16 protein-coding genes are annotated in these 12,157 nt (G+C 76.4%); 7 read left to right on the plus strand and 9 right to left on the minus strand.

The window, feature by feature from the left end:
• Window positions 1-12: 12 nt before the first annotated feature.
• From GYH36_RS13505 to GYH36_RS13520, 4 genes are read right to left on the minus strand one after another with little or no spacing between them, the layout of a single operon-like run.
• On the minus strand, window positions 13-579 hold the full coding sequence (locus GYH36_RS13505; protein WP_162290100.1) for a hypothetical protein: 567 nt from the start codon (window positions 577-579) through the stop codon (window positions 13-15).
• Window positions 576-1,223: a DUF4352 domain-containing protein gene (locus tag GYH36_RS13510; RefSeq protein ID WP_162290101.1), complete on the minus strand. Its 648-nt coding sequence runs from the start codon at window positions 1,221-1,223 to the stop codon at window positions 576-578. The genes GYH36_RS13505 and GYH36_RS13510 overlap by 4 nt, the downstream gene beginning before the upstream one ends.
• Window positions 1,220-1,921 carry a hypothetical protein gene (locus GYH36_RS13515; protein ID WP_162290102.1) on the minus strand — a complete coding sequence of 234 codons (702 nt, stop codon included), beginning with the start codon at window positions 1,919-1,921 and terminating at the stop codon, window positions 1,220-1,222. Before GYH36_RS13515 ends, GYH36_RS13510 begins: the two co-directional genes overlap by 4 nt.
• A gap of 31 nt (window positions 1,922-1,952) precedes the next feature.
• Complete coding sequence (locus GYH36_RS13520) at window positions 1,953-2,657, minus strand: DUF1361 domain-containing protein (RefSeq protein WP_024841554.1); 705 nt, start codon at window positions 2,655-2,657, stop codon at window positions 1,953-1,955.
• A gap of 119 nt (window positions 2,658-2,776) precedes the next feature.
• Between GYH36_RS13520 and GYH36_RS13525 the strand changes: the two genes are divergently transcribed.
• Entirely contained in the window at window positions 2,777-4,027 is a 1,251-nt protein-coding gene (locus GYH36_RS13525) for an MFS transporter (RefSeq protein WP_024841555.1), read from the plus strand.
• Window positions 4,028-4,037: 10 nt separating this feature from the next.
• Here the strand turns inward: GYH36_RS13525 and GYH36_RS13530 are convergent, their stop codons facing one another.
• The gene (locus GYH36_RS13530; RefSeq protein ID WP_024841556.1) at window positions 4,038-4,523 is read right to left on the minus strand and encodes a DUF6328 family protein; all 486 of its coding nucleotides are present in this window, start codon (window positions 4,521-4,523) and stop codon (window positions 4,038-4,040) included.
• Between the two features lie 92 nt (window positions 4,524-4,615).
• On the opposite strand from GYH36_RS13530, the gene GYH36_RS13535 reads away from it, so the two are divergent.
• Window positions 4,616-5,356 (plus strand): PAS and ANTAR domain-containing protein, encoded by a 741-nt coding sequence (locus tag GYH36_RS13535; protein ID WP_115943332.1) that lies wholly within the window; start codon window positions 4,616-4,618, stop codon window positions 5,354-5,356.
• 44 nt (window positions 5,357-5,400) lie between these two features.
• On the opposite strand, the gene GYH36_RS13540 is transcribed toward GYH36_RS13535, so the two are convergent.
• The 3 genes from GYH36_RS13540 to GYH36_RS13550 all read right to left on the minus strand — a co-directional run bounded on the left by GYH36_RS13540 (window position 5,401) and on the right by GYH36_RS13550 (window position 8,116).
• Window positions 5,401-6,192: a GAF and ANTAR domain-containing protein gene (locus GYH36_RS13540; RefSeq protein ID WP_231492877.1), complete on the minus strand. Its 792-nt coding sequence runs from the start codon at window positions 6,190-6,192 to the stop codon at window positions 5,401-5,403.
• 279 nt (window positions 6,193-6,471) lie between these two features.
• Window positions 6,472-7,332 carry an SDR family oxidoreductase gene (locus GYH36_RS13545; RefSeq protein ID WP_115943333.1) on the minus strand — a complete coding sequence of 287 codons (861 nt, stop codon included), beginning with the start codon at window positions 7,330-7,332 and terminating at the stop codon, window positions 6,472-6,474.
• A 31-nt stretch (window positions 7,333-7,363) separates the two neighbouring features.
• Entirely contained in the window at window positions 7,364-8,116 is a 753-nt protein-coding gene (locus tag GYH36_RS13550) for a PAS and ANTAR domain-containing protein (protein WP_024841560.1), read from the minus strand.
• Between the two features lie 106 nt (window positions 8,117-8,222).
• On the opposite strand from GYH36_RS13550, the gene GYH36_RS13555 reads away from it, so the two are divergent.
• The 5 genes from GYH36_RS13555 to GYH36_RS19760 all read left to right on the plus strand — a co-directional run bounded on the left by GYH36_RS13555 (window position 8,223) and on the right by GYH36_RS19760 (window position 11,259).
• Entirely contained in the window at window positions 8,223-9,551 is a 1,329-nt protein-coding gene (locus GYH36_RS13555) for a molybdopterin molybdotransferase MoeA (protein ID WP_162290103.1), read from the plus strand.
• A gap of 61 nt (window positions 9,552-9,612) precedes the next feature.
• Window positions 9,613-10,083 (plus strand): cyclic pyranopterin monophosphate synthase MoaC, encoded by a 471-nt coding sequence (gene moaC / locus GYH36_RS13560; protein WP_024841562.1) that lies wholly within the window; start codon window positions 9,613-9,615, stop codon window positions 10,081-10,083.
• Entirely contained in the window at window positions 10,080-10,742 is a 663-nt protein-coding gene (gene mobA, locus GYH36_RS13565) for a molybdenum cofactor guanylyltransferase (protein WP_231492878.1), read from the plus strand. Before moaC ends, mobA begins: the two co-directional genes overlap by 4 nt.
• Complete coding sequence (locus tag GYH36_RS19755) at window positions 10,739-11,020, plus strand: DUF6457 domain-containing protein (protein WP_024841564.1); 282 nt, start codon at window positions 10,739-10,741, stop codon at window positions 11,018-11,020. The genes mobA and GYH36_RS19755 overlap by 4 nt, the downstream gene beginning before the upstream one ends.
• Before the next feature lie 2 nt (window positions 11,021-11,022).
• Window positions 11,023-11,259 (plus strand): MoaD/ThiS family protein, encoded by a 237-nt coding sequence (locus tag GYH36_RS19760; protein WP_024841565.1) that lies wholly within the window; start codon window positions 11,023-11,025, stop codon window positions 11,257-11,259.
• A gap of 25 nt (window positions 11,260-11,284) precedes the next feature.
• Here the strand turns inward: GYH36_RS19760 and GYH36_RS13575 are convergent, their stop codons facing one another.
• Window positions 11,285-11,785 carry a MogA/MoaB family molybdenum cofactor biosynthesis protein gene (locus GYH36_RS13575; RefSeq protein ID WP_024841566.1) on the minus strand — a complete coding sequence of 167 codons (501 nt, stop codon included), beginning with the start codon at window positions 11,783-11,785 and terminating at the stop codon, window positions 11,285-11,287.
• Window positions 11,786-12,157 lie beyond the last annotated feature (372 nt).

Below are 12,157 nucleotides of genomic sequence, written 5' to 3' on the forward strand. Positions count from 1 at the left end.
AGGCGGCACGGGTCAGGCCGGAGCGGGGACCGGCAGCGCCCAGTAGTCCGGGAGGAGGTCGGGCTCGACGAGGCGCACCTCGACCGGGCGGGCGTCGCCGGGCGTGAGGAAGTGCTGCGTGCTGCGGCTCGAGACGGCGCCCGTGCAGGACGGGGCCTCGGGGTACGGCATCCCGGGCAGCGCCGACGCGCCCGCGGTGAACTCGCGCCCGGCGGCGTCGACGAGCACGACCTCGCACGACGAGAAGGACTCCTCCTCCTCCTCCTCGTTCGCCGGGGCGTCGGGCGCGTCCGAGCGCAGCGACACGTCCGCCGCCCACAGCGTGTACCCGTCGGGCACCTCGATGCGGCCGCCGTACCCGTCGTCGAGCCAGTCGACCTGCTCCAGCCCCGCGAGGCGCGCCCGGACGTCCCCCACCTGCGCCCAGCCCTCGGCGTCGACCCCGTGCGCGCGGTGCGGCTCTCTCGCCCACCACCCCTGCACGGCGTCGGACCGCCACGTGATCGTGCACAGCGCCGCGAGCGCGCCCGCGAGCACGACGAGCCACCACCGGTTCGTGCGCCACCAGCCGCCGCTCACGCGTCCCACCCGCCCGGGACGAGCGCGGGACCGACCACCTCGACGACCGTCCCGGCCGCGGGCGCCTCGACGCGGCCCAGGTCGATCTCGGCGATCGCCTGCGGGCGGTCGAGGTCGGCGTCCTGGTGCTCGGTGAGCACGCGCAGCACGAGGTCGCCGTCGAGCGCGCGCTCCGGCACCTCGACGACCACGGTCCCCACCTCGGGCACGTCCGGGTCCACGTACCGGCTGAGGATGCGGTTCCCCGCGCGCTGCGACGCCTCGTGGTCCCGACCCGCGGCGTCGCGCAGCTCGAGCGTGTCGATGCTCGCCTCGCGCGTCGAGGCGGACACGGCGAGGTCGACGGCGACCCAGACGCCGCCCGTCGTGAGCGTGTCGTACCCGTCCTCGAGCGTGGTGCCCGTGCGCACGTCGTCGACCCGCACGCGCAACGGACCCGCGGTGACGACGTCGCCCACGTCGCCGCGCGTCGTCGTCGGCGTGAGCGTGGGCCACCACGTGTCGACGCGCGCGACGGCCGCCCCGACGACGACGGCGAGGACGAGCAGCACGACGGTCGCGGCCCGGTCGGCGCGCCGCGGACGCGGGGCAGGTGCGTCCTCGGGGTGCACGACGGCGGTCGTCGCCGCGGCGGGCTCGGTCACCAGTCCTCCTCGTCCTCGGGCGGGTCCACGATCCCGGGCGGCACGTCGCCGGGCGGGACGTCGACGAGCACGACGTCGCCGGTCTCGGCCCACCGTCGTCCCCCGCCGACCGTCATGTCGCGGTACCGGAACTCCGGGAGCGTCACCGTGAGCGGCTCGTCGGGCCCGCCGTCGAGGAGCGCGTCCTCGGCGTCCAGCGTCACCGGCCACAGCAGGGCGACGTCCTCGGGCAGCCCGGGCTGCAGCAGCGGGTAGGCCGACGCGTCGCGCACGAGCAGCGTCGGGTCAGGCCGGTCCGGCTCCGCGTCCCCCGCGAGCGCCAGCCCGCCGGGCAGGGCGTCCGGGAGCGTCACGGCCGTGCGGTCGAGGCGGCGCGACTCGCGGTCCGCGTTGTCGGCCCCCACGACCACGACGAGCCACGCGTCGGCGCCCGCACCCTCGAGGTCGTCGGCCCGCACGGCGTCCGTCACGGTCCACGACCGCACCGTGACGTCGAAGGGGCCCGTCGCGACGGCCTCGCCCGCGACCGCGCGGGCCGGGCCGGCGTCGGCGGCGACGTGGCGCGCGAGCCCGCCAGCCGCGACCGTGCTGGCCACGACGCCGACGACGACGCCGAGCGCCACGCGGCGGGGCCACGTCCCGACGACGGCGCGGACCAGCGGCACGTCCCGGGCGGCCCTCGGCGCGGTCGTCGTCACGGCGCGCATTTTACGGGGGCGGTGGGCGGCGTCAGGCCCCGCGCACGAGCAGCGTCGTCACGGGGCCCATGACGATCGCGTACATCAGCGCGAAGAACAGGGTGTGCAGCACGACGAAGAGCAGCGCGTCGCGCACGGTGCCGCGGGCCCGGAAGTGCCGCACGAGCTTGCGCACGAACTGGACCGGGTGGGCCAGGTCCCAGCTGTTGAAGCGCACGTACCGGCCGAGGTAGATGCCCACGGTCACGAGCGCGAGGAGCGCGAGCGCGACGATCCACGAGACGGGCCGGTGGAACGGGTCGTCGTCGTTCGGGTACAGCACGATGACGAGCAGCGCCTGCGCGAGGAACACGTTGACGACCGTGTTCATGACGCCCGACATCGCGAGCGTGAGGACTGCGACGATGTCGTACCAGAGCGGGACGCGCTCGTCCTCGCGCCGGTGGCTGTAGTTGAGCTCCGTGACGAGGTAGCCCGCGTTGGGCAGGAGCAGGAGCCAGACGAGGAGGCCCGCGCCGGCCACGGTGAAGACGACCGCGGGCGGCGCGCCGCCGGCGATGAGCACGGCGTCGACGAGGACGACGAGACCCAGCACGATCACGGGGGCGATGGACAGGCCGATGTTGAGCAGCATCGGGCGGTACACGCGCGTGCGGTAGAGCGGGGCGCGCAGCACCACGAGGGCGAGCGCGTACACGTTGAGCAGGGCCACGCCCCCGAAGAGCCAGTCGAGCACGCCCCCACGGTACGGGGGGTTCCGCGCGCGCGGCGCGACGAGCGTCGTTAGCGTGGAGTCGCTGGACGCAACGACCTCCCTCGTGCCCGACGGCGGGCACCCTCGGCTCAGGAGTCGCCATGGCGCAGCAGGACGCGAGCGGGACCGTCGAACCCTCCGCGGCGCAGCCGCCGCCCGCGTCGGCGTCCCCGACGCTCATGCTCGTCCTCGCGACGATCGGCTTCGCCGTGAACTTCTGGGCGTGGGCGCTCATCAGCCCGCTCGGCGCGGCGTACGGCCAGCTCTACGACCTCACCGACGTCCAGGTGTCCGTCCTCGTGGCCGTCCCGGTCGTGGTCGGGTCGCTCGGCCGCATCCCCGTCGGGGCGCTCACCGACCGGTTCGGCGCGCGCGTGATGTTCCCGCTCGTGAGCGCGCTGACGATCCTGCCCGTGCTCTTCGTGGGCCTCGTCGCGGACAGCTTCGTCGCGCTCCTGGTCGGCGGGTTCTTCCTCGGGCTCGGCGGCACCGCGTTCGCCGTCGGGGTCCCGTTCGTCAACGCGTGGTACCCGCCCGCGCGCCGGGGCACGGCCGTCGGCGTCTTCGGCATGGGCATGGGCGGCACCGCGATCTCGGCGTTCACGACCGTGCGCATCCGCGACGCGTGGGGCGACGCCGCGCCGTTCCTGCTCGTCGCCGCCGTGCTCGCCGTGTTCGCCGTCGTGGCGTGGCTCCTGCTGCGCGTGCCGCCCGGTCGCGGCACCGCGCCCGCGGGCGGCTTCTGGGCGCGCACGTGGCAGACGTTCCGCCTCCCCGCGACCCTCCAGCTCTCGTGGCTCTACGCGGTCGGGTTCGGCGGGTTCGTCGCGTTCTCCGTCTACCTGCCGACGTTCCTCGTCAACGCCTACGACCTCACCGCCTCCGACGCCGCGGCCCGCACCGCCGGGTTCGTCGTGCTCGCCGTGGTCATGCGTCCCGTCGGCGGCGCGCTGTCCGACCGGTTCGGGGGCGTGCCCGTCTCGGTGGGGTGCTTCGCCGTCGTGACGGGGCTCGCCGCGGTCGTCGCGTTCCAGCCGTCGCTCGTGCCGGTCGGGACGGTCGCGTTCCTCGGGCTCGCGGCGGCGCTCGGCGCGTCGTCGGGCGCGACGTTCGCGCTCGTGTCGAAGGTCGCGCCGGTCGAGAAGGTGGGTGCGGTCACGGGCCTCGTGGGGGCCGCGGGCGGGCTCGGCGGCTTCATCCCGCCGCTGCTCATGGGCGCCGTCTACCAGCTCGACGGCACGTACGGGCTCGGGTTCGCGCTGCTCGCCGTCACGGCCCTGGTCACCCTGCTGTTCACGCTCGGTCCGGTGCGCCGCGGCGTCCGGGCGCGCGCCGAGGCCGCCACCCCCTGACGCGCCGCGCTCAGACGCGCTCCGCGGGGCCGTGCGCGACGAGCCGCGGCATGACGAACCACAGCCCGACGAGCAGGACGAGCGCCACCGCGCTCGACCACAGCGCCGCCGTCCGGTCCACCACGACGTCGACGACGAGCAGCACCGTCCCCGTGACGACGAAAGCGAGGACGAGCACGCCGGCCCGGGCGATGCGGTCGCTCAGGGTGACCAGCGTCGTCTTGCGGTGCTTGCGGAACAGCGCGCGGTGCAGGCTCACGGGCGTGACGAACAGGCCGGTCGAGAGCACGGCGAGCGCCACGAGCGTGAGGTAGACACCGGTCTGGAAGGTGTCGAGGTCGCCGAAGCGCTGCTGGAACGGCAGCGTGAGGAGGAACCCGGTGAGGATCTGCACGCCCATCTGCATGACGCGCAGCTCCTGGAGCAGCTCGACCCAGTTGCGGTCGGAGCGCTCGTCCGGCGACTCGTCACGGCCGTCCGTGACATCGTTGTCCACAGGTCCTCCCTCGCACCGTCGCTGCGCTAATCTTCCTCCCGTTGGGGTCAGGAATCGGCTCCGTCCTGCTCGACCCTCGGGGACCCCCATCGATGGACTCTGCAATGCGCGACGACGTCACCGCTCCCGACGACGACGTCCCACCGGCGCTCGCCGACCTGCTCGCCGCACTCGGCCCGGGCGACCCGCAGCCGGTGGGCCGCTTCCGCGTGGACGTCGCGACGGACACGTGGTGGTGGTCCGACGAGGTGTACGAGATGCACGGGTTCTCCCCCGGCGAGGTCGTCCCGACGACCGCCCTCGTCCTCTCCCACAAGCACCCCGACGACCGCGAGCGCGTCGCGAAGGAGCTCGCCCAGGCGGCACGCACGGGTGAGCCGTTCGGGTCCATGCACCGCATCGTCGACGCGTCGGGCGTGACTCGCACGCTCGCGGTCGCGGCGCAGGCCACCCACCCGGGCGGCGACCTGCCGTGGGCGCAGGTCGTCGGCTACTTCGTGGACCTCACGGCGGCGCACGCCGAGGCCGCGCGCCGCGAGGCGACGGCCTCGATCCAGGCGTCGGACGCGTCGCGGTCGGTCATCGACGTGGCGAAAGGCGTGCTCATGGCGTCCCTGCGCATCGACGCGGACGAGGCGTTCGCGGTGCTGCGCCGCCGCTCGAACGTCGCCAACGTCCCGGTGCGCGAACTCTCGCGGCGCCTCGTCGACGGCCTCGCGGCGGACGGCGACGAGCCCGCTCCCCTGGTCGACGAGGACGTGCGCCGCCGGGTCGACGCGATCCTGGCCGACGCCGGGGCGTCGCACGACGAGCGGACCGGCGCCGGCGCCTGAGCCGACGGGCGGCCGGAGCACGCCCCGGAGACCGGGCGCGCGCGTCAGTCGTCCCGCGCCTCCCCGACGCTGGGGATGCGGCGGGTGTCGACGATCTCGCGCGCGAGATCGACCATCTTGATGTTCGCGTCCTGCGACACGCGGCTCATGACCGCGAACGCGCGCGCCGCGGTGAGCGAGTAGCGCTCCATGACGATGCCCTGCGCCTGGCCGATGAGGGTGCGCGTCTGCACCGCCGACTGCAGCTGCTCCTCCGTGCGCGCGGCCGAGATCGCGGCCGCCGCGACGGCGGCGAACGTCGACGCGAGGTGGTGGGAGTCCGGGCCGAACGCGTCGCGCGTCGTCGCGTACATGTTGAGCGCGCCGTGCGCGTTCGCGGACGTGTAGAGCTGGACGCACAGCATCGAGCGCACGCCCAGCTCGGCCGCGGCGCGCGGCGCCCACCGGGGCCAGCGGGGGTCGGCCGCGACGTCGCCCGACTCCACGAGCGCGTGCTCGCGGATCGCGTCGAGGCACGGCCCCTCGTCGAGCTCGTACTGGAGGGCGTCGCCGCGGGCGACGAGCGGGTCGGAGACCGACGGGCTCTCGATCTTGCGGCGCGTCACGAGGGAGATGCCGGCGGACTCGCACCCGTCGACCATCGACACGGCGAGCTCGACGACCCGGTCGAGGGTCTGCTGGAGCGTCGGCTCGTCCGCGAGGGTCCGTGCGGCCTCGGCGATGAGCCCGGCGACCGTGGCCTCCTCGGCCATGAGCTCCACGAGCGGAACGTCCGTCAGCGGTCCGCCGACCCCCTGGGGTCGCACGGTCCCGCTCGTGCCGGGCTCGGTGATCATGCGCCGCCTCCTCCGCCGTGTCTCGGTTCCGACCGCCAGCGTACGTCCGGACGGCGCCGAGCGCGCCGGGGACCTCGCCCGGGCCGGACGGCCCGGGCGAGGCGGGGGCGGTGGCCGTCTCGCCCGCACAAGGCGTGGCGGCTGATCCCGTCACGGGCGCCGTCGCTCTCGCGAAGGACCCACCCCCGGGCGGGCGCTGCCGCCCGCCCTCCGACCCTCCCGGGCGGGACGCGGTCCTCGGCCGACCCGTCCGCGGCCCGCCCGGGGAGGAGTGCCCGTCTAGAACACGGGCTTGCCCCCCGTGACCCCGAGGACGGTGCCCGAGACGAAGCTCGCGTCCGACGTCGAGGCGAGGAAGACGAACGCCGGCGCCACCTCGGCGGGCTGCCCGGCCCGGCCGAGCGGCGTGTCCTGCCCGAACTTCTCGATCTTCTCCTCGGGCTGGGTCGCGGGCTGCAGCGGCGTCCAGATCGGACCGGGCGCGACCGCGTTCACGCGGATGCCGCGCGGGCCGAGCTCCGCCGCGAGGTTGACCGTGAGGTTGTTGATCGCGGCCTTCGTCGCTGCGTAGTCGAGCAGCGACGTCGAGGGCTGGAACGCCTGGATCGACGAGTTGTTGACGATCGCCGCGCCCTCGCCCAGGTGCTCGAGCGCCGACTGCGTGATCCACAGCAGCGCGTAGAGGTTGGTCTTGAGGACGCGGTCGATCTCGTCCGTCGTGACGTCCTCGAACGAGTCCCGCCGCGCCATCTGGAACCCCGCGTTGTTGACGAGCACGTCGAGCCCGCCGAGCTCCGCGGCCGCCCGCCCGGGCAGGGCCCGCGCGGTCGCCTCGTCGGTCACGTCCCCCGGCAGGAGGACGCACGTGCGGCCCGCGTCGCGGACCCAGCGCGCCGTCTCCTCGGCGTCCTCCTGCTCCTCGGGCAGGTAGCCGATCGCGACGTCGGCGCCCTCGCGCGCGAACGCGATGGCCACCGCCCGGCCGATGCCCGAGTCCCCGCCCGTGACGAGCGCCCTGCGGCCGTCGAGGCGGCCGCTGCCGCGGTACGACGTCTCGCCGTGGTCGGGCACGGGGTCCATGGGTCGGGTGAGGCCGGGGGGCTCCTGCTGCTGCGCCGGGAAGCCGGCACCGTCCGTCATGGGGTTCCTCCTCGTCCGGTGGGGTCCGCGCTCACGAGCGGGCCGGCTCGCGACGACGCGCGAGCTGCGCCTCGTGCGCACGGGGGCGGGCGACCGGGCGCACGGCGGCGAGCGCACCCGCGACCGTCGCCTCCGCCGTCGGGCCGACGCCGCCAGCCTTGCTCAGCGCGCGCATCACCTGGGCCGCGGTCTCCTGGACGGGGACGCCGGCCTCGCCGGCGGCCTCCGCGAGGAGCTGGCCGGCCGCGACGTCGTCGACGCCGTGGACCGCCATGAGCACGCCCTTGGCCTGCTCGACGGCGGCCTGGCTGACGAACGCGCGCGTCACAGCGCGCTGCGACTCGCGCTCGAGCGCCTCCTTGTGGCTCGGGCTCACGTCCACGACGTAGCCCGCGATCTCGACGACGCGGCCGCGCGCGTCGCGGCGGCCCTGCCCGGTGACGACGACGGAACGGGCCTTGCCGTGCCCGTCGACGATGCGGTGCGCGCACGAGAAGGGGCGGCCGGAGCGGATCGCGTCCGTCGCGGCGCGCACCACGCGGGCGCGGTCGTCGGGGTGCTTGCGGGAGCGGAGCGTGTCGAGGCTCGGCACGACGTCGCCCGGCTCCCAGCCGTGCATGGTGTACACCTCGTCCGACCACCACCAGGTCCCGGTGGCCAGCTCGACCCGGTACTGACCCACGAGGAGGTGGGTGCCGACGGCGAGCACCTCGGCGAGTGCTGCGGGGCGTACGGGGGCCGTCTGGTCGAGCGTGGTGGTGGGGCTCACGGAGATCGAGGCCATGGTGTCCTCCCAGGTTTCGGGGGGCTTCGGGCCGCTTCATGACTCCGTCCCACCAACGTAACCCACTCCCCCGCGGACGGCACCCGGGCTCGGCTACCGTGCGGGCATGACCCGCGAGCCGCGCCGGACGATCGCCCAGCACGCCGACGACGCGCTCGCGCTCGTCCGCCCGACGCCGACCGCGCCCGTCCCGCTCGACGCCGCGGTCGGGTCGGTGCTCGCGGCCGACGTCGTCTCGACGCTCGACGCGCCCCCGTTCGACGCGTCCGCGATGGACGGCTACGCGGTGCGGTCCGCGGACGTGGCCGGGGCGACGACGGCGTCGCCCGTGGTGCTGCGCGTCGTGGGCGACGTCGCGGCCGGCGACCCGGGCGGGGCGGGGCCCGGCCCGGGCGAGGCGGTCCGGATCATGACGGGCGCGCCCGTCCCCGCGGGCGCGGACGTCGTGGTGCCCGTCGAGCGCACGTCGACGGGGCGCTTCGCGCCGGGCGCGACGGGCGGCGCGCCCACGACGGTCGCGATCCACGACGCGTCGCGGCGGCACGTCCGCCCCTGCGGGGAGGACGTGCGCCGGGGCGACGTCGTGGTCGCGGCGGGCGTCGTCCTGACCGCACGACACGTGAGCGTCGCGGCGGCCGCGGGGCACGCGACCGTGACCGTGCACCGGGCCCCGCGCGTGGCGGTGCTCTCGACGGGCAGCGAGCTCGTCGCGGCCGGCACCGCGCCGGGCCCGGGCCGGATCCCCGACTCGAACTCCGTGCTGCTCGCGGCGTCCGCACGCGCGGCCGGGGCGGACGTGGTGCGCCGGGGAGGCGTCGGGGACGCCGCGGGCGCGCTCGTCGCGGCCCTCGACGGCGTGCTCGCGGCGTTCGACGGCGCCGCGCCCGACCTGCTGGTGAGCACGGGCGGGGTGAGCGCGGGCGCGTTCGACGTGGTGCGCGAGGTCCTCGACGGCGCGAGCCGGGCGGGGACGCCGTGGGAGAGCGCCGTGACCGACGCGCGGCTCGTCGCCGTCGGCATGCAGCCCGGCAAGCCGCAGGGTCTCGCGCGCTGGCGCGGTGTCCCGTGGCTCGCGCTCCCGGGCAACCCCGTGAGCGCGTTCGTGTCGTTCGAGCTGTTCGTGCGGCCCGTGCTCGACCGGCTGCGCGGCGTCCCCGAACCGCGGCGCGCGCTCGTCGGGCGCGTGGCCGGGGAGGGGTGGCCGTCGCCCGCGGGGCGTGAGCAGCTCGTCCTCGTGCGGCACACCGCGCCCGACGGGACCGAGGTCGTCCCGGCCGGCCGCGCGCGCGAGCCGCGCCCGGGCGAGACGCCGACGCACGGCTCCGGCTCCCACCGCGTGAGCGCGCTCGCGCACGCCGACGCCGTCGCCGTCGTCCCCGCCGACGTCACCGCGGTCGAGCCGGGCGACGCGGTGCGCGTGCTGCTGCTCGACTGACGACCCGGGCCGGGCCGAACGGCCCGTGTGCCGGGCGGGACGCGCGTGCGAGAGTGGCGCCATGAGCTTCACGCACCTCGACGAGCGCGGGCACGCGCGCATGGTCGACGTCACCGCCAAGCAGCCGACCGTCCGCTCCGCGACCGCCACCGGGGTCGTGCGGTGCTCGCCCGAGATCGTCGCCGCGCTGCGCGACGGCACGGTCCCCAAGGGCGACGTGCTCGCCGTCGCGCGCATCGCCGGCATCGCGGGCGCCAAGCGGACGGCCGAGCTCCTGCCGCTCGCGCACGTCATCGGGGTGCACGGCGCGGTCGTCGACCTCGTCGTGGGCGACCACGGCGTCGACGTCACCGCGACCGTCCGGACCGCGGACCGCACGGGCGTCGAGATGGAGGCGCTCACGGCCGTCGCGGTCGCCGGGCTCGCCGTGGTCGACATGGTCAAGGGCCTCGACAAGTCCGTCGAGCTCACGGACGTGCGCCTCGTCGCCAAGACGGGCGGCAAGTCCGGCGACTGGCACCGCGCGCCGTGACGACCCCTCCCGAGGGCGAGGCGGCCGCCGTCGTGCACGACGCCGTCGTGCTCGCCGGGGGTCGCGCGGCGCGCCTCGGGACGCCCAAGCCGGGGGTCGTCGTCGGGGGTCGCCCCCTGCTGGAGCACGCGCTCGCGGCGACGCGCGGGGCGCGGCGGACGGTCGTCGTCGGGCCCGAGGACCTCGCCGCCCCCGGCCGCTACGTGCTGACGCGCGAGGACCCGCCGTTCGGCGGGCCGGTGGCCGGGATCGCCGCCGGTCTCGCCGCGCTGCCCGACGACGGCGCCGCACCCTGGGTGCTCGTCCTCGCGTGCGACGTCCCCGGCGCGGCCCGGGCCGTCCCGGCGCTGCTCGACGCCGCGCGCCGCCGGACGCACGACGAGGCGGGCGTGCTCGCCGTGCGCGACGGACGCGAGCAGTGGCTCGTGGGACTCTACGAGCGGGCCGCGCTCGACGCCGCGCTCGCTGCGCTGCCCACCGCGCACGGCGCGTCGGTGCGCCGCCTGCTCGCGGACCTGCCGGTGCTCGGCGTCCCGGACGACGACGGCGCCACCGACGACGTGGACACGTGGGAGGATGCCCGCGAGCACGACCGCCGCCTCGGCGCGGACGCACGCCCGGCGCCCGGCCACCCCGACGACACCCGGAGGTCTGGATGACGAACCTCGAACGCTGGGTCGACGCGCTCGCGCAGGACCTCGACCTCGACCCCGCGGTGGTCGACATCGGCGCGATCCTCGACCTCGCGCGCGACGCCGCGCACGGCATCGAGCGGCCCGCCGCGCCCCTCACGACGTTCGTCGCGGGCTACGTCGCGGGCCTCGCGGCGCACGACGGGTCCGGCCGCGGCGTGCAGGAGGTCCTCGACCGGGCCGCCGAGCTCGCGCTCGCCTGGGAGCCGGAGCCCGAGCTCCCCGGCACCGCGCCCGGGGAGTGAGCGTGGCGACCGTCCGCTACTTCGCCGGCGCGCGCGACGCCGCCGGCACCGAGACCGAGACCGTCGACGCCGCGACGGTCGGCGAGCTGCACGCGGCCCTCGTCGCGCGGCACGCCGGCCTCGCGGACGTCCTGCCGCGCTGCTCGCTCCTCGTCGGGGGCGTGCGCGCGTCGAGCGACGACGCCCCGGTCGGCGCGGACGAGACCGTCGACGTCCTCCCACCCTTCGCCGGCGGCTGACCCGCTCCGGTCCCGCGCGCGACCGTCAGTGGTCGCCGCCGTCGAGCTGGGCCAGCACGTGCGGCACGAGCGGCTCCAGCACCGCCCAGCCGTCGCGCGCGCCGCCCGTCGAGCCGGGCAGGTTGACGACGAGCGCCCTCCCGGCCGGGCCCGGCACCAGTCCCGCGATCCCGCGCGACAGCACCGCCGCGGGCACGTGCGCGGCGCCGCGCCGACGCAGCTCCTCGGCGATGCCGGGGATCTCCTGCTCCACGACCTCGCGCGTCCCCTCGGGCGTGACGTCCCGCGGGCCGACGCCGGTCCCGCCCGTCGTGAGCACCACGCGCGCGCCCGCCGCGACCGCCCGGGTGACGGCGTCGCGCACCGACGCGGCGCCGTCGGGCACGAGGTCCCGGGCCACGGGCCAGCCCGCCGCCTCGACCAGCCCCGCGAGGAGCGGCCCCGACCGGTCCTCGGCCTCGCCGCGCGAGCAGCGGTCGGACACGGTGACGACGGCGACGGTCGGCGGGGAAGGGCGCTCGGTCATGCCGTCACCGTAGCGAGCGTCGCGCCGGCCCGGCGCACGGCCGTGCGAGGGAAGGTTTCGGCGCGCGCTTCCCGGTCGCCGTGGGCATAGTGGCGAGTAGACCGACCGAACGCCCACCCTGCTCGCTCCAGGAGGCTCGAATGTCGTACGTGTCCGCGCCGTCGACGTCGCCGGCGCCGGCTCCACCCGGTCGAGCCGCGGCGACGGCCGCGGGGCACGACGGGTGCGGGGCATGACCACCACGTCGGACGGCCCGGTCGAGGACGCGCTGCTGCGGCTCGGCAAGCACCTGCGACGGGGGCGGGTGTCGGACGACCTGCGGCAGGTGTTCCTGACCGGCGGACGCCAGGGCGACGTGTTCTACCGCGACCG

Origin of the sequence: Cellulosimicrobium composti (genome assembly GCF_010287905.1) — a bacterium.
Classification (GTDB): domain Bacteria; phylum Actinomycetota; class Actinomycetes; order Actinomycetales; family Cellulomonadaceae; genus Cellulosimicrobium; species Cellulosimicrobium composti.